13 protein-coding genes are annotated in these 15,772 nt (G+C 67.1%); 9 read left to right on the plus strand and 4 right to left on the minus strand.

What is annotated here, in order from left to right; genetic code table 11:
• Positions 1 to 24 precede the first annotated feature (24 nt).
• The gene (locus ABU113_RS00310) at positions 25 to 477 is read left to right on the plus strand and encodes a DNA polymerase III subunit chi (RefSeq protein WP_454557469.1); all 453 of its coding nucleotides are present in this window, start codon (positions 25 to 27) and stop codon (positions 475 to 477) included.
• A 141-nt stretch (positions 478 to 618) separates the two neighbouring features.
• On the plus strand, positions 619 to 1,041 hold the full coding sequence (ndk, locus tag ABU113_RS00315; protein ID WP_454557470.1) for a nucleoside-diphosphate kinase: 423 nt from the start codon (positions 619 to 621) through the stop codon (positions 1,039 to 1,041).
• 394 nt (positions 1,042 to 1,435) lie between these two features.
• Here ndk and purN read toward each other — a convergent pair whose 3' ends face one another.
• Complete coding sequence (purN, locus tag ABU113_RS00320) at positions 1,436 to 2,089, minus strand: phosphoribosylglycinamide formyltransferase (RefSeq protein ID WP_454557471.1); 654 nt, start codon at positions 2,087 to 2,089, stop codon at positions 1,436 to 1,438.
• Positions 2,079 to 3,182 carry a phosphoribosylformylglycinamidine cyclo-ligase gene (gene purM, locus ABU113_RS00325; RefSeq protein ID WP_454557472.1) on the minus strand — a complete coding sequence of 368 codons (1,104 nt, stop codon included), beginning with the start codon at positions 3,180 to 3,182 and terminating at the stop codon, positions 2,079 to 2,081. The genes purN and purM overlap by 11 nt, the downstream gene beginning before the upstream one ends.
• Positions 3,183 to 3,301: 119 nt before the next feature.
• Here purM and ABU113_RS00330 point away from each other — a divergent pair, with 119 nt between their 5' ends.
• The 6 genes from ABU113_RS00330 to ABU113_RS00355 all read left to right on the plus strand — a co-directional run bounded on the left by ABU113_RS00330 (position 3,302) and on the right by ABU113_RS00355 (position 12,125).
• Positions 3,302 to 4,621 (plus strand): DUF2066 domain-containing protein, encoded by a 1,320-nt coding sequence (locus ABU113_RS00330; protein WP_454557473.1) that lies wholly within the window; start codon positions 3,302 to 3,304, stop codon positions 4,619 to 4,621.
• 4 nt (positions 4,622 to 4,625) lie between these two features.
• Positions 4,626 to 5,735, plus strand: coding sequence for an AI-2E family transporter (locus tag ABU113_RS00335; RefSeq protein WP_454557474.1), 1,110 nt, complete (start codon positions 4,626 to 4,628; stop codon positions 5,733 to 5,735).
• A complete protein-coding gene (locus ABU113_RS00340) occupies positions 5,732 to 6,388 on the plus strand; it encodes an HdaA/DnaA family protein (RefSeq protein WP_454557475.1) in 657 nt (218 codons plus the stop codon). The genes ABU113_RS00335 and ABU113_RS00340 overlap by 4 nt, the downstream gene beginning before the upstream one ends.
• Positions 6,389 to 6,433: 45 nt before the next feature.
• Complete coding sequence (locus ABU113_RS00345; protein WP_454557476.1) at positions 6,434 to 8,611, plus strand: RNA degradosome polyphosphate kinase; 2,178 nt, start codon at positions 6,434 to 6,436, stop codon at positions 8,609 to 8,611.
• An 83-nt stretch (positions 8,612 to 8,694) separates the two neighbouring features.
• Entirely contained in the window at positions 8,695 to 10,230 is a 1,536-nt protein-coding gene (locus ABU113_RS00350; RefSeq protein WP_454557477.1) for a Ppx/GppA phosphatase family protein, read from the plus strand.
• 113 nt (positions 10,231 to 10,343) lie between these two features.
• The gene (locus ABU113_RS00355) at positions 10,344 to 12,125 is read left to right on the plus strand and encodes a methyl-accepting chemotaxis protein (RefSeq protein WP_454557478.1); all 1,782 of its coding nucleotides are present in this window, start codon (positions 10,344 to 10,346) and stop codon (positions 12,123 to 12,125) included.
• Between the two features lie 112 nt (positions 12,126 to 12,237).
• Here ABU113_RS00355 and rnd read toward each other — a convergent pair whose 3' ends face one another.
• Positions 12,238 to 13,419 (minus strand): ribonuclease D, encoded by a 1,182-nt coding sequence (gene rnd / locus ABU113_RS00360; protein WP_454557479.1) that lies wholly within the window; start codon positions 13,417 to 13,419, stop codon positions 12,238 to 12,240.
• Between the two features lie 92 nt (positions 13,420 to 13,511).
• On the opposite strand from rnd, the gene aspS reads away from it, so the two are divergent.
• Complete coding sequence (gene aspS, locus ABU113_RS00365; RefSeq protein WP_454557480.1) at positions 13,512 to 15,284, plus strand: aspartate--tRNA ligase; 1,773 nt, start codon at positions 13,512 to 13,514, stop codon at positions 15,282 to 15,284.
• A gap of 101 nt (positions 15,285 to 15,385) precedes the next feature.
• Here aspS and ABU113_RS00370 read toward each other — a convergent pair whose 3' ends face one another.
• Entirely contained in the window at positions 15,386 to 15,697 is a 312-nt protein-coding gene (locus ABU113_RS00370) for a putative quinol monooxygenase (protein ID WP_454557481.1), read from the minus strand.
• Positions 15,698 to 15,772 lie beyond the last annotated feature (75 nt).

Genomic DNA, 15,772 nt, shown 5'->3' on the forward strand with positions numbered 1-15,772 from the left:
GGTCGGCGCGCGGGAGCCGGGCAGATGGCCGATGTCGGCTTCTATCATGTGACGCACCAGTCGCCGCTGGCGGCACTGGCGCGCCTGATGGAGAAAGCGCACGGGCAGGGGCTGCGCGCGCTGGTGCGCGTGGCCGCCGCCGCGCGGGTGAAGGAGGTCGACGACTATCTGTGGACGCACGATCCGGAGTCCTTCCTGCCCCACGGCACGGCGCGCAACGAGTATCCGGAACTGCAGCCGATCTATATCGCCGAAGGAGAGGCCGCCGCCCCCAACGGCGCGACCCTGCTGGTCCTGCTGGACAATGTGACGCCCACGGCGCTGGAAGGCTTCGACCGCGTGCTCTACCTGTTCGACGGCAGGGACGACGATCAGGTGGCGATGGCCCGCGCGCACTGGCGCGACCTCAAGGCGCAAGGCCATATCCTGAAATACTGGCAGCAGCAGGATGGCGGCGGCTGGAGCCAGGCAGCCTGAGGCCGGCGCCGGCCAGTTCAGCGTGACGCCGACAGGGCGGTGTCTTTCGCGGGCGGGTTTGCCGACGCCCATTGCCTTTTGTGCGCCGCACCGATAAGAGCGCGCGCAACTTCCCACACGAGAGAGCAACTGGAGTTTTCCATGGCCATCGAGCGCACCTTCTCCATCATCAAGCCGGACGCCACCCGTCGCAATCTGACCGGCAAGATCAACGCCATGCTGGAGGACGCCGGCCTGCGCATCGTCGCCCAGAAGCGCGCCCAGCTGACCAAGGCCCAGGCGGAAGGCTTCTACGCCGTCCACAAGGAGCGCCCGTTCTTCAACGACCTGGTGTCGTTCATGATCTCGGGTCCGGTGGTGCTGCAGGTGCTGGAAGGCGAGAACGCGGTGCTGAAGAACCGCGAAGTGATGGGCGCCACCAACCCGGCCCAGGCCGCCGAGGGCACCATCCGCAAGACCTTCGCCGAGAGCATCGAGGCCAATTCGGTGCACGGTTCCGACAGCCTGGAGAACGCGGCGATCGAGATCGCCTATTTCTTCGCGCAGACCGAGATCGTCGGCTAAGCCGACAGGCCGCGATCGTCGGCTAAGCCGACAGGCCGCGATCGTCGGCTAAGCCGACAGGCCGCGATCGTCGGCTAAGCCGACAAGCCGCGATCATCGGCTAAGCCGACAAGCCGCGATCATCGGCTAAGCCGACAAGCCGCGATCATCGGCTAAGCCGACAAGCCGCGATCATCGGCTCAAGCAACAGCGCGTCATGGCCGGGCGTGTCCCGGCCATCCACGGCCGCGTTACCGATACGGCGTCACCCTTGCGGTGGCGCCGTTGTCGTCTTTACCGGCTATGGCGTGTTCGCGGGGATGGCCGGGACACGCCCGGCCATGACGGCGGGAAGGAGGGCGGACGTCGGTATGCCCGCCTCAGGCAGCAGGTCTCAGGCAGCAGGGCGCCGGCTTCAGGGGGCAGGGTTGAGCAGGGGCTGCGCCGTTGGCGCGGCCTCGTTGATTCGGGCGAGCATCCCGTCGATGCTGACCCGGCCCTCGGCGATGGCGCGGATGACGGACGGGTAAAGGCGGTGCTCCTGCTCCAGGATGCGCGCCGCCAGCGTGTCGGCGGTGTCGCCCTCCAGCACCGGCACCGCGGCCTGGGCGAGGATTGGCCCGTCGTCCAGCTCGGGGCGGACGATATGCACCGTGCAGCCGGCGATCTTGCAGCCGGCCTCGATGGTCCGCTCGTGGGTGTGCAGCCCCCGGAAGGCGGGCAGCAGCGACGGGTGGATGTTGACGATGCGGTCCGGCCAGCGGTTGATGAACTCCGGCGTCAGCACCCGCATGAAGCCTGCCAGCACCACCAGATCGACGTCATGGCGGCGCAGCTCGGCGTCCATGGCGATGTCGAAGGCCTCGCGGCTGGGGAAGCCGGTGTGCGGCACCACCGCCGTGGCGATGCCGGCCGCCCGCGCGGTCTCCAGGCCGGCGGCACTGGCCTTGTTGGAGGCAACAACGACGATCTCGGCCGGGTAGCCGGGCGCCTGCGTTGCCGCCAGCAGTGCCTGCATGTTGCTGCCGCGCCCTGAAATCAGCACGGCCAGCCGCAGTTTACGCGTCATGCCGGGCCTCCCAGCCGTCGGCATAACCCCAGGCGCCGGCGCTTGAGCGCACCAGGCAGCCACGGGTGTCGGCGGGGCCGGCCTCGACGCGACCGACCACCGCCACCTGCTCGCCGGCGGCGGTGAGGCTGGCGATCACCGTGTCCGCCTGGTCGGCGCTTACGATCGCCACCATGCCGAGGCCGCAGTTGAAGGTCCGCACCAGTTCCGCGCCCTCGATGGCGCCGAGCTCCTTCAGCCAGCCGAAGATCGGTGGCAGCGGCCAGGCGGCGGTATCGAACACGGCGACGGTGCCCTTGGGCAGCACGCGCGGCACATTCTCGGTCAGGCCGCCGCCGGTGATGTGCGCCAGCGCATGGATGCGCCCCGAACGGACCTCCGGCAGCAGCGCCTTCACATAGATGCGCGTCGGCGTCAGCAGCGCCTCGCCCAGCGGCCGGCTGGCATCGAACGGGGCGGGGGCGGCGAGGTCGAACCCGAAATCGGCGACCAGTCGGCGCACCAGCGAATAGCCGTTGGAGTGGACGCCGGAGGAGGCGATGCCGAGGATGACGTCGCCGGCGGCCACCTGGTCGCCGGTAAGCTGCTGGCCGCGCTCCACCGCGCCGACGGTGAAGCCGGCCAGATCGTAGTCGCCGTCGCCATAGAGGCCCGGCATCTCGGCGGTCTCGCCACCGATCAGTGCCGCGCCGGCCTGGCGGCAACCCTCGGCGATGCCGGCGACGACACGGGCGGCAATGCCGGTGTCGAGCTTGCCGGTGGCGAAATAGTCGAGGAAGAACAGCGGTTCGGCGCCCTGGACCACCAGATCGTTGACGCACATGGCGACCAGATCGATGCCCACGGTGTCATGGCCGCCGGCCTCGATGGCGAGCTTGATCTTGGTGCCGACACCATCTGTCGCCGCCACCAGCAACGGGTCGGTGTAGCCGGCGGCGCGCGGGTCGAAGAAGGCGCCGAAGCCGCCAAGGTCGGCGTCGGCGCCGCTGCGCCGGGTCGCCCGCGCCAGCGGCGCGATCGCCCGCACCAGCGCGTTGCCGGCATCGATGGAAACGCCCGCCTGGGCGTAGGTGTAGGGGGTCTTTTCGGCCATGGCGTGCCTTACATTGTCTTGCGGTCGCGTGGATTGGAGGTCCTGTTACCAGATTGGCCTTGAGAAGCGAGACCCCAGTTGTAAAAGAAGCAGCTTTCCAACGAGGTTTCGAGCACCCGATGGCCCGCCTCCTGTTCTTGCTGATCACCCTTGGCCTGCTGACCCCCGGAGTCGCGGCGGCCGCCACTGACACGGCGAGCCCGCCCGCGCCGCCGGCCAGCGCCGCCGAGGCCATCGAGTCGGACAGCTTCACCGTGGCGGCGGTCAGTGTCGACGTCGCGGCGCCGACGGCGACACGCGCGCGCGAGGTCGGCTTCATCGAGGCGCAGCGCAAGGCCTGGAAGCTGCTCTGGGGCCGGCTGTCCGACAAGGCGGGCGCGGTGCCGTCGGTCGGCGACAGCACGCTCTCGACACTGGTGGCCGGCATCGACGTTGAATCGGAGCGGTTCACCAGCCGGCGCTACATCGCCCGCCTGTCGGTGGTGTTCGATCCGATCGCGGTTCGCCGCTACATGGGCAAGTTCGACGGGGTGTCGAGCCGCAATCGCTCGCAGGCGCTGCTGCTGCTTCCGGTCATGCGCGACGGTGGCGCGGCCTACACCTACGAGGCGTCGAGCCCGTGGGCGCGGGCATGGGGCAATTTCGGCGGTCAGCAGTCGGCGATCGACTATGTCCAGCCAACCGGCACGCGCGGCGACGCCATGTTCCTGAACGCCCAGCGCGGCACCCGGCAGAACGTCGATCTGCTGCGACTGGCGCTGATCCGCTATGGCGCGGAGGATGTTCTCGTCGCCGACGCCCGTATCGACCGGCGTTATCCCGGTGGTCCGGTGGTCGGCACCTTCAGCATCTTTCATGGCCTCGACGACAAGCCGCTGACCCGTTTCAGCCTGCGGGTCGCCGACGCCAGCGGCGTGGCGACCATGCTGCGCGACGCGGTGGTCCGCCTTGACCAGGCGCTCAACCTGGCCCTGCGGGCCGGTCAGCTGAAACCGAGCAAGGACATGGCGCTCGTCGAGGTCGTCACGTCGCAGGACGTGGCGCCGACCATCGGCGTGCAGAGTTTCGGCGGGTTGCAGGTGATGGTGGAAACCCCCGATGCTGGTGCCTGGAGCACGCTGGAGCGCAAGCTTCGCCAGGCCGCGTCGGTGACCGGCGTCACGCTCACCGGCCTGTCCCTGGGGGGGACGAGCCAGGTGCAGGTCGCTCATGGCCGTTCACTGGACTGGTTGCGCTTCGATCTCGATCAGGTCGGCTTGCGTCTGGTCAGTCTCGCCGACGGCGGCTGGCTGATCCGGCCCAAGCGACCGGGGGACGCACCGGAACCGCGCCCGCAGGCCACCGAGGAAATCGCCACCGATCGCCCCGCGGGCACGCCTGCGCCGTCGCCGGGCGGCGCGACGTCGCCGACGGCGGCACCCGTCCCGCAGGAGCCCTGATGCCATGACGTCGAACCTGCCGCGATGGATGTGGTGGATCGCCGGGCTTTTCCTGCTGTGCTGGTTCATTTTCGCCGTGCGCGGCATCCTGCTGCCGTTCGTCGTCGGCCTCGCGATTGCCTATCTGCTCGACCCGGTCGCCGATTATCTGGAGCGCTGGCGCGTGCCGCGCTGGCTGGCGACAACGCTGGTGCTGGTGCTGTTCTTCGGTCTGGCGGCAGCGCTTCTTTTCGCGATGACGCCGATCCTGCGCGACCAGATCAACGGCTTCGCCCGGGCGCTGCCCGGCTATGTCGATCAACTGCGCCCGTTCGTCATGCAGCTGATCGACCAGGCCGGCGGGCAGGCGAGGGCACAGGAACTGGTGGAACGCTCGGGCAGCCAGATCGCCCAGTGGGGCGCACAGCAGGTGGGGGTGCTGCTGGCCAGCGGGCTGGCGCTGTTCAACCTGCTGACCCTGGTGCTGATCTCGCCGGTGGTGGCGTTCTACCTGCTGCGTGACTGGGACAAGCTGATCGCCCGTGTCGATTCGTGGCTGCCGCGACACTATGAACCGACCATCAGGATGCTGCTGGGGCAGGCCGATGGCGCGTTGTCCGGCTTCGTGCGCGGTCAGTTCCTGGTCTGCCTGTGCCTGGCTGCTCTCTATGCCATCGGCTGGAGCCTGCTCGGCCTGAACTACAGCCTGATCCTGGGGCTCATCGCTGGAATGCTGGCTTTCGTCCCCTTCGCTGGCCCCTTTTTCGGCGCCGGACTGGCGGTGCTGGTGGCCATCGGTCAGTTCGGCGGCGACTACATGCAGATCGGGCTGGTCTATGGCGTGTTCATCGTGGTGCAGGTGATCGAGGGTTCGGTGCTGACCCCCAACCTGATTGGCGAGCGCGTCGGCCTGCATCCGGCGTGGGTGCTGTTCGCGGTGTTCGCCGGCGGCGAGATGATGGGCGTGGTGGGCATCTTCCTTGCGGTGCCGGTGGCGGCGGTGGTTGCCGTGGTGGCGCGATGGGCGGTTGACCGCTATCTCGACAGTCCGCTGTACGGCACGTCGGTGCCTCCGCCGGAGCCGCCGCTGTCGCCGCCATCATCACCATCGCCACCGCCCGTCGATACGCCATGAAGCAGCCGGCCCTGCCGCTCGCCTATCGCTCGGCGACCGGATTCGAGAACTTCGCCATGACGCCGGCCAACGAGATGGCCGTGAGCTACCTTGACCGCTGGCCAGGCTGGCCCAGCCACATGCTGCTGCTGGCCGGACCGCCAGGCAGTGGCAAGAGCCATCTTGGCGCCATCTTCGCCGCCCGTACCGGCGGCCGGGTGCTGCGGCCGGGGCAGATGCACAGTCGCCTGAAGGCGCCGACGCTGGTGGTGGACGCCCTGCCGCCGTTCGGTGATCCCGCACTTGACGAGGAAGGGCTGTTTCATCTCATCAACTGGACCCGCGAGCAGGGCATCGGTCTGCTGCTGCTGTGCGAGAGCGGGACGGGACCAGGGGTGCCGGCGCTGCCCGATCTGGCGTCGCGGCTGCGGGCGGCGCCGCGTGTCGAGATCGGCCAGCCGGATGACGCGCTGGTGGGGGCGCTGCTGGTGAAGCAGTTTCGTGACCGGGGGGTCGATGTGCCGCCCGAGGTGGTGGACTATCTCATGGTCCGCCTGCCGCGCGATTTCGCGCAGATCGCGGCGACCGTGGCCCGGCTGGACGCGGCGGGGCTGGAGCAGCGGCGGGCACTGACGATTCCGTTCGTGCGGCAGGTGCTCAACGAGGTGTCGTAATTATCTTGTCATAATTAATTCACCGGCGCAGCATATCGGTTGATCATGCCCATACCCGCGACCAACGCTGTCCTTCCGCCCGAACCGGCATATCCGGTTGATCCCGATCGCTATTTCAATCGCGAGCTGTCGTGGCTGGCCTTCAATCTGCGGGTGCTGGAAGAGGCGCGCAATCCCAACTATCCGTTGCTGGAGCGCCTGCGCTTCCTGTCGATCTCCGGCAACAATCTGGACGAGTTCTTCATGGTCCGGGTCGCGGGTCTGCGCGGCCAGATGGAGGCGGGCGTCGAGATGCTGAGCCCGGACGGCTTGACGCCGGCCCAGCAGCTCGACGCGGTGACCGCCAAGGCCGAGGAGCTGATGCGTGCCCAGCAGACTGTCTGGATCGAGTTGCGCACGCTGCTGGCCGAGGCCGGCATCCATGTCCTCAGCCGCAGCCAGTTGACCGAGACCGAGAAGGACTGGTTGGAGAACCACTTCCTCGGTCAGATATTCCCGGTATTGACGCCGCTGGCCATCGATCCGGCGCATCCGTTCCCGTTCATTCCCAACAACGGCTTTTCGCTGGTGCTGGAACTGCGCCGGCAATCCGACAAGAGCATTCTCAACGCGCTGCTGCCGCTGCCGTCGATGCTGGCCCGGTTCATCCGCCTGCCGGGCGCGGGTTTGCGGTTCATCAGCCTGGAGAACACCATCCGCCTGTTCCTGGCCCAGTTGTTTCCCGGCTATGAGCTGCTGGGGGATGGCGCGTTCCGGCTGACGCGCGACAGCGACATCGAGATCGAGGAAGAGGCCGAGGACCTGGTGCGCTATTTCGAGTCGGCGCTGAAGCGTCGCCGGCGCGGCCAGGTGATCCGGCTCAAGATCGAGGAGGCGATGCCGCCCGATCTCAAGCGCATGGTGATCCGCGAACTGCGGGTGGCCGACCGCGATGTTTCGGAAGTATCCGGCATTCTGGGTATTTCCGACGTGTCGCAGCTGATTGTCGACGAACGCGCCGACCTCAAGTTCGAACCCTATACGGCGCGTTTCCCCGAGCGCATCCGCGAGCATGGCGGCGACTGCTTCGCCGCCATCCGCAGCAAGGATCTGGTGGTCCATCACCCCTATGAAAGCTTCGACGTCGTTCACAGCTTCCTGCGGCAGGCTGCAGCCGACCCGGATGTGGTGGCGATCAAGCAGACGCTCTACCGGGCCGGCAAGAACTCGCCGATCGTGCGGGCGCTGATCGAGGCGGCGGAAGCCGGCAAGTCGGTGACGGCGGTGGTCGAGCTGAAGGCCCGCTTCGACGAGGAGCAGAACATCCGCTGGGCCGCCGAGCTGGAGCGCGCCGGCGCCCAGGTGGTCTATGGCTTCATCGATCTCAAGACGCATGCCAAGCTGTCGATGGTGGTGCGCCGCGAGGGCACGGACCTGCGGACCTACTGCCATTTCGGTACTGGCAACTATCATCCGGTGACGGCGCGCATCTATACCGATCTCAGCTACTTCACCGCCGACCCGGTGCTGGCGCGCGATGCCGCCCAGGTGTTCAACTACATCACCGGCTATGTGCCGCCGGAGCGGCTGGAGGCGATCGCCATGTCGCCGTTCGGTATCCGCCAGACGCTGATGCGGCACATCGACGACGAGATCGCCCATGCGCGCGCCGGCAAGCCGGCCCAGGTGTGGGTCAAGCTCAACTCCCTGGTGGACCCGCTCATCATCGACAAGCTCTATGAGGCCAGCCAGGCCGGCGTGCAGGTCGACATGGTGATTCGGGGCATCTGCTGCCTGAAGCCGGGGGTGCCGGGTTTGTCGGAGAACATCCGGGTCAAGTCGGTGATCGGCCGTTTCCTGGAACACAGCCGGATCGTCGCTTTCGCCAATGGCGAGCAGCTGCCCTCGCGCAAGGCGATCGTCTATATCTCCTCGGCCGACTGGATGCCGCGCAACTTCGACCGCCGGGTCGAGGTGCTGGTGCCGGTCAGGAATCCGACGGTGCATGCGCAGGTGCTGGATCAGGTGATGGTCGCCAACCTGAAGGACACCGAACAGTCGGCCTGGCTGAAGCCCGACGGCACCTATGTCCGTCTTGCCGCCAGGGGGCGGCCGTTCAATCTGCACCGCTATTTCATGACCAATCCCTCATTGTCGGGGCGGGGCGGGGCGTTGAAGGATACCGGCGCCGTGCCGCGCCTGGTGCTGGATTCCGATGGCGGAACGCCGCACCTGGAGAATTAGACGCCTCGCCGGGTTGAACCGTCGGGACCGCTCGTTAAAGTGCCGGCGATTCCCTTTCCCTCCGTTTCGGGCATGCCGCCTTCATGAACCGCGTCTCCGCGCCATCGCTACTTTCCCGCCCGCGAGCGGTTACCCGCCCGGCGGAAGGGCGGCTGATCGGCATCATCGACATCGGCTCCAACTCGGTGCGCCTGGTGGTCTATCGCGGCGCGGTGCGGGTGCCGCCGGTCATCTTTAACGAGAAGGTGATGTGCGGGCTGGCGCGGGGCCTTGCCGAGACCGGACGGATGGCCGACGACCCCATGCAGCAGGCGATGGATACCCTGCGCCGCTTCGCCCTGCTGTGCCATGACATGGGGGTGGAGCAACTCGACGTGGTGGCGACCGCGGCGGTCCGCGCCGCCAGCAATGGCGCCGAGTTCGTCGCCGCCGCCCGGCGATCCGCCGGCCTTGAGGTGCGGGTGGTCACGGGCGAGCAGGAAGGGGAGCTGGCGGCGCTGGGGGTGTTGTCGGCAATCCCCGAAGCCGATGGCGTGGTCGGCGATCTGGGCGGCGGCAGTCTCGAACTGGCGCGAGTTGGTGGCGGCGCCGTGCTGGAACGCGTGTCCCTGCCCATCGGCGTGCTGACCCTGATGAGCCAGGGCGAGGGCTCGCCGCGCAAGATGGCCCAGGTGGTGCAGGCCGCGCTCGACAAGGTGGCGTGGCTGGGCGACGCGACCGGGCTGCCGTTTTATACCGTGGGCGGTTCCTGGCGGGCGCTGGCACATCTCGACATGCATCTGGTCAACCATCCGCTGCGGGTGATTCATCATTACGCCATGGTGCCGGCGGCGCTGGAGCGCATCAGCCACGCGCTGCGCACCATGGACAAGAAGCAGCTCAAGGCCATTCCCAGCATGACCGAGCGGCGGCTGCCCAGTCTGCCGGTGGCGACGCTGGTACTGGGGCAGCTGGTGCAGCGGTTGCAGTCGACGGCCGTGATCAACTCGGCGTTCGGGTTGCGCGAGGGGATTCTCTACCAGTCGCTGCCGGCCCGCATCCGGCGGCAGGATCCGCTGCTGGCGGCCTGCCGCATGGAAGCGGCGCTGGAAGGGCGGTTCCCCGAGCATGCCGACGCGCTGATGACCTGGATGGAGCCGGTGTTCGGCGATGGCGAGACCGAGGGCGACCGGCGGTTGCGCCACGCCGCCTGCCTGCTGGCCGATGTCGCCTGGCGCGGACATCCCGATTTCCGCGCGGAGAGGGCGCTGGACAGCTCGTTGTTCGGCAACTGGGTCGGCATTGACGGGCGTGGACGGGCCATGATCGGTACCGCGCTTTATGTCTGCTATGGCGCGTCCATCGACGAGCGTCTGCTGCGCCATGTCCGCTCCATCGTCACCAAGGATGACCTGGCGCTGGCCGAGCGGTGGGGGCTCGCCTTGCGGTTGGGCCAGCGGCTCACGGCGGGTACGGCCCGGCCGCTGGCGGACAGTCGGCTGTTCACCAATGGCACTCAACTGGTGCTGGCACTGACGCGCGAACATGCCGATCTCTACGGCGAGGTGGTGGATCGCCGCCTGCGAAACCTCGCCGAGCGCATGGGCCTGCAGCATCGTTTCGAAGTCGTGGGCAACTAGAGCGCGAAAAAGTTACGTTCATGGCACGGTTTTTCCAGCGTCGTTAACCCGGTGCATACCAATTCGCGGCACTCTCCCGTCGGTAAGCAGTCGACACTGATGGGGTGGCTTTCATGGACAAACTACTTAGCCGTTTGAAAATCTGGCAAAAATCCATCGCACCGCTGGCGCTGATGGGCGTCGTGGCGGTGGTCATGGCGTTCTTCGCCGTGAGCAAGATGCAGGACATCACTGGCAATTTCTCCGCGATGCTGGAGAAGGACGCCGTGGCGGCGGTCTGGACCTCGCGGGCCAGCACCTCGCGGGGCGAAACCAGCAGCCTTGCCTTCAATCTGATCGCCGAGACCGACCAGGCTGGCATGAACGCGATCACCGACAAGCTGGCTCAGGAAAAAGTCAACTTCGTCAAGCGTATCCAGCAGGCGCAGAAGCTCACCACCGACCCGGCTAACGTCAAGGAACTCAAGGAGTTCGAGAAGCGCTACGTCACCGCCTATGACATCCTGGAGGCGATCGGCCAGTCCGCCAAGGACGGCGACCGCGAGTCGGCGCTGGCCATCATGTACGAAGAGTTCCAGCCGGAGATGGCCAGCCTGTCGAAGGCTATGGCGGTCTATAACGATAAGCTGATGAAGGCCAACGCCGGCAAGTCGGATAGCCTGATCGCCGCTGCCGCCAACGACAAGACAATGGTTCTGGCGGTGATGGCTGTCGCCGTCGTGATGTCGCTGGGCATCGGCTTCGTGATTTCCCGCAGCGGTATCACTTCGCCGCTGGCGACCCTGACCAACGCCACCAAGAGCCTTGCCGAAGGCCGCCTCGACACCGAGGTGCCGGGCGTGAAGCGTGGTGACGAGCTGGGCGACGTGGCCCGCGCCCTGCTGGTGCTGCGTGACAATTCGGCCGCCGCCGAGAAGCTGCGGATCGACAACGCGGAAGCCGAGAAGCGTCAGCGCGAGCTGGAGGAACAGCGTCGTCGCGAGGACGAGCAGCGGATTGCCGCCGAGCGTCAGCGCGAAGCCGAAGAGGCCGCGATCAAGGAAGCCAAGACCCGCGAGCTGGAAAGCGCGATTCACGAGTTCGAGGCTTCGACCTCGGCCATCATCCAGACCCTGGCGAGCGCCGCGGTGGAAGTGCGGGCCAGCTCCGAATCGATGGCGCAGATCGCCCGCGCCAACAGCGAGCAGGCCGGCGCCGTGGCCGCGGCCTCCGAGCAGGCGGCGGGTAACGTCCAGATGGTCGCTGCCGCCGGCGAGGAACTGGCCAGCTCGGTCGACGAGATCAAGCGTCAGGTGCTGCAGTCGAAGAACGTCGCCGACAAGGCGGTGGTCGAGGCGCAGTCCACCGACGCCAAGGTCCAGGGTCTGGTGGAGGCCGCCCAGGCCATCGGCCAGGTCGTCGACCTGATCAACCAGATCGCCGAACAGACCAACCTGCTGGCGCTCAACGCCACCATCGAGGCGGCGCGTGCCGGCGAGGCCGGTCGCGGCTTCGCGGTGGTCGCCTCCGAGGTCAAGAGCCTCGCCAACCAGACCACCCAGGCGACCAACGAGATCGCCTCGCAGATCGCCTCGATGCAGGCGGCGACCGAGGAATCCGTGGGCGCCATCCGCTCCATCGGCGGCACCATCACCGAGATCAGCGAGATCGCGGCGATGATCGCGGCGGCGGTCGAGCAGCAGAGCGCCTCGACCCAGGAAATCGCCCGCAACGTGCAGCAGGTGGCGCACGGCACCCAGGAAGTCTCGAACAATATTTCCAGCATCAGCGCTGGTACCGAGACCACGGGTGAGAGCGCGCACGCGGTGCTGGATGCGGCCGGCGAGCTGGCCCAGCAGTCCGAGGCACTGCGCGGCGAGGTTGACCGCTTCCTGGAGCGCGTCCGCGCGGCCTGAGGCAAGACCTGCTATCCCCAGACTGCAAGCCCCCCGGAACCAAGGTTCCGGGGGGCTTCCTTATGTCCGGCAACCGTCAGCCGCGCTGGCGGCCCGGCCGTCGGTATTCCGTTCAGTCCTCGGCGATGGCAAGCGCGTTGAGGGCCTCCAGATGCAGGCGGCCATTGCGGATACTCACCGCCATCCGCCCCTCCACCAGATCGAGCGCGTCCCGGCCGAACAGGTCGAACCGCCAGTCGGTGAGCACCGACAGGCCATCGCGCTTGCCGGCGGCCAGCAGCTCCAGCTCATCCATCCGGCAGACCAGCTTGGGCGCCACATCGGATTCGTCGCAGCGGATCTTCAGCAGCAGCTTGAGCAGATCGGCGATCAGCGCCGCCCGCTTGCTCATGGCGTTGCCGCGATCGCGCGCCGGAATCTCATCGTGCGGCAGCGGTTCGGCGGTGGCGAGCACGCCCATCAGCCGGGCACCGATGTCGTTGTTGCCCCAGCTTGACGGCATCCCGCGCACGCGCGCCAGTTGCGCCTGATCGCGTGGCGGGTTCTGTGCCAGATCGGTGAGCGTTTCATCCTTGATCAGGCGGGAGCGCGGCAGGTCCTTGTTCTGGGCCTCCCGTTCGCGCCAGGCCGCCAGCGCCTTCAGCCGGCCGAGGACCTCGGCGTTGCGGCTGGGCAGCTTCATTCGCCGCCACATCTGTTCGGGGTCCACGCGATAGGTCGCCGGGTCGGTGAGGCGGCCCATTTCCTCGTCCAGCCAGCCGCCGCGCCCCTTGCCGCGCAGGGTATCGAGCATCTTCGGAAACAGCCGCACCAGATGGGTCACGTCGCCCACGGCATAGTCGAGCTGGCGCTGTTCCAGCGGCCGGCGCGACCAGTCGGTGAAGCGGGCGCCCTTGTTGATGGTCACGCCCAGCAGCTGTTCGACCAGCTGCTGGTAGCCCACCTGTTCGCCCAGCCCCAGTGCCATGCCGGCGACCTGGGTGTCGAACAGGGGCTGGGGCAGGCGGCCCGTCGCCCAGTAGATGATTTCCAGATCCTGGCCGCCGGCATGAACCACCTTCAGCACCGGCTCGTCGTTGAGCAGCTTGTACAGCGGCTCCAGCGACAGGCCGGGGGCCTTGGGGTCGATGATGGCGGCCTCGTCCACCGTGCCCACCTGGATCAGGCACAGGTCGGGGTAATAGGTGCTCTCGCGCATGAACTCGGTGTCGAAGGCGACGAAATCGGCGCCGGCGAGACGTTCGCACAGTTCTGCGAGGGCGTCGGTGGTGGTAATCAGGCTATAGTCACTCATGGCAGAGCCTTTAGCAGGTTCGTGAACCTTGACAAATGGGGCACGAGACTGTGTGTGTCCGGCTCGATCACTCATTGCCCATCGGGGTTCCCATGCACGCTTATCGTTCTCACACCTGCGGCGCTCTGCGCGACACCCATGTCGGTGAAACCGTCCGGTTGTCCGGCTGGGTTCACCGCAAGCGCGACCACGGCAACCTGCTGTTCATCGACCTGCGCGACCATTATGGCCTGACCCAGGTCGTCGTCGATGTCGATTCGTCGGCCTTCAAGGTGGCGGAGGGCCTGCGCTCGGAGTCGGTGATCCGCGTTGACGGCAAGGTGGTCGCCCGTACCGGCGACACCATCAACGACAACCTGCCCACCGGCCGCATCGAGGTGAAGGCCGAGGTGGTGGAAGTGCTCTCGGCCGCCGCCGATCTGCCGATGCCGGTGTTCGGTGACAGCGAGTACCCCGAGGACATCCGCCTGCGTTACCGCTTCCTCGATCTGCGTCGCGAACGGCTGCACGAGAACATCGTGCTGCGCTCGCAGGTTATCTCGTCGCTGCGCCGGCGGATGATCGACCAGGGCTTCATGGAGTTCCAGACCCCGATCCTGACCGCCTCGTCGCCGGAAGGCGCGCGCGACTTCCTGGTGCCCAGCCGCATCCACCCGGGCAAGTTCTACGCGCTGCCGCAGGCGCCGCAGATGTTCAAGCAGCTGCTGATGGTGGCGGGCTTCGACCGCTACTTCCAGATCGCGCCGTGCTTCCGCGACGAGGACGCCCGCGCCGACCGCTCGCCGGGCGAGTTCTACCAGCTCGACTTCGAGATGAGCTTTGTCACCCAGGACGACGTGTTCGCCGCCATCGAGCCGGTGCTCGCGGGCGTGTTCGAGGAATTCTCGAAGGGTCGCGCCGTCACCCCGCCGCCGTTCCCGCGCATTCCCTACAAGGAATCGATGCTGAAGTACGGCAACGACAAGCCGGACCTGCGCAACCCGCTCATCATCACCGACGTCACCGAGGTGTTCCGCGGCGGCGGCTTCGGCCTGTTCGCCAAGATCATCGACGGCGGCGGCGTGGTCCGCGCCATTCCGGCGCCCAACACCGCCGACCAGCCGCGCAGCTTCTTCGACAAGATGAACGACTGGGCGCGTGGCGAAGGCTTCGCGGGCCTGGGCTACATGACCTTCAAGAACGGCGAGGCCGGCGGCCCGATCGCCAAGAACCTCGGCGACGAGGGCGTGGCCAGGCTGGTTGCCGCCATGGGCCTCGGCCCCAATGACGGCGTGTTCTTCTCCGCCGGCAAGGAGGCCCAGGCCGCCAAGCTGGCCGGCTTCGCGCGGACCCGCGTCGGCGAGGACCTCGGCCTGATCGAGCAGAATGCCTTCAAGTTCTGCTGGATCGTCGACTTCCCGATGTTCGAGTACGATGAGGTGGAGAAGAAGATCATCTTCTCGCACAACCCGTTCTCGATGCCCCAGGGCGAGATGGAGGCGCTGGAAACCAGGAACCCGCTCGATATCCTGGCCTACCAGTACGACATCGTCTGCAACGGCATCGAGCTGTCGTCGGGCGCCATCCGGAACCACAAGCCGGAGATCATGTACAAGGCGTTCGAGATCGCCGGCTACACCCAGGCCGACGTCGACGCCAAGTTCGCCGGCATGATCAACGCCTTCAAGCTCGGCGCGCCGCCGCACGGCGGCTCGGCGCCGGGCGTCGACCGGATCGTCATGCTGCTGGCGGATGAGCCGAACATCCGCGAGGTCATCGTCTTCCCGATGAACCAGAAGGCGGAGGACCTGATGATGGGCGCGCCGTCGGAGGTGACGCTGAAACAGCTGCGCGAGCTGTCGATCCGCGTCGTGCTGCCGGAGTAAGCCGACCCGCCGGTCGTGGCGGTCAGGCCATCGGCCAGAAAGTGAAACGGCGCGCGAGGCAGGCCTCGCGCGCCGTGTTCATGTCAGGCGGCCCTGTTGTCCTATTCGGGAACGGCGACGTCGCCGACGCTCGCCACTTCGTAGCGCTTGGCGTTGGTCAGCTGCATCTTCAGCTTCGACGACGCGGCCAGGAAGGCGGCGATGTGCGGGGTCTTGAAATGGTTGAGCAGCGCCGCCTCGTCCTGCCACCATTCCGCGATCTGCAACCGGGTCGGATTGCTGACGTCGCGGGCGAAGGAATAGTGCAGGCAACCCGGTTCCTTGAGCGTTTCCGCCACCAGCGGCTGCGTCAGCGCCACCATGGCTTCCATGTCGGCGGCGTCGACGTCGATCTGTCCGAGAATGACCAGCATGAAATAGAACTCCCCGAAAATTCTGTCTGTTGCAGCTCGGTCCCGGGGCGCGATCGGCCCCGGGGTGGCTGAAGG

Origin of the sequence: Parapedomonas caeni (assembly GCF_041060555.1) — a bacterium.
In the GTDB taxonomy this organism is placed as follows: domain Bacteria; phylum Pseudomonadota; class Alphaproteobacteria; order Sphingomonadales; family Sphingomonadaceae; genus CAUJIW01.

Coding starts and splice junctions, on each gene's coding strand:
- ABU113_RS00310 (WP_454557469.1), top strand. CDS start 25: ATGGCCGATGTCGGCTTCTATCATGTGACGCACCAGTCGCCGCTGGCG.
- ndk (WP_454557470.1), top strand. CDS start 619: ATGGCCATCGAGCGCACCTTCTCCATCATCAAGCCGGACGCCACCCGT.
- purN (WP_454557471.1), bottom strand. CDS start 2,089: ATGACGCGTAAACTGCGGCTGGCCGTGCTGATTTCAGGGCGCGGCAGC.
- purM (WP_454557472.1), bottom strand. CDS start 3,182: ATGGCCGAAAAGACCCCCTACACCTACGCCCAGGCGGGCGTTTCCATC.
- ABU113_RS00330 (WP_454557473.1), top strand. CDS start 3,302: ATGGCCCGCCTCCTGTTCTTGCTGATCACCCTTGGCCTGCTGACCCCC.
- ABU113_RS00335 (WP_454557474.1), top strand. CDS start 4,626: ATGACGTCGAACCTGCCGCGATGGATGTGGTGGATCGCCGGGCTTTTC.
- ABU113_RS00340 (WP_454557475.1), top strand. CDS start 5,732: ATGAAGCAGCCGGCCCTGCCGCTCGCCTATCGCTCGGCGACCGGATTC.
- ABU113_RS00345 (WP_454557476.1), top strand. CDS start 6,434: ATGCCCATACCCGCGACCAACGCTGTCCTTCCGCCCGAACCGGCATAT.
- ABU113_RS00350 (WP_454557477.1), top strand. CDS start 8,695: ATGAACCGCGTCTCCGCGCCATCGCTACTTTCCCGCCCGCGAGCGGTT.
- ABU113_RS00355 (WP_454557478.1), top strand. CDS start 10,344: ATGGACAAACTACTTAGCCGTTTGAAAATCTGGCAAAAATCCATCGCA.
- rnd (WP_454557479.1), bottom strand. CDS start 13,419: ATGAGTGACTATAGCCTGATTACCACCACCGACGCCCTCGCAGAACTG.
- aspS (WP_454557480.1), top strand. CDS start 13,512: ATGCACGCTTATCGTTCTCACACCTGCGGCGCTCTGCGCGACACCCAT.
- ABU113_RS00370 (WP_454557481.1), bottom strand. CDS start 15,697: ATGCTGGTCATTCTCGGACAGATCGACGTCGACGCCGCCGACATGGAA.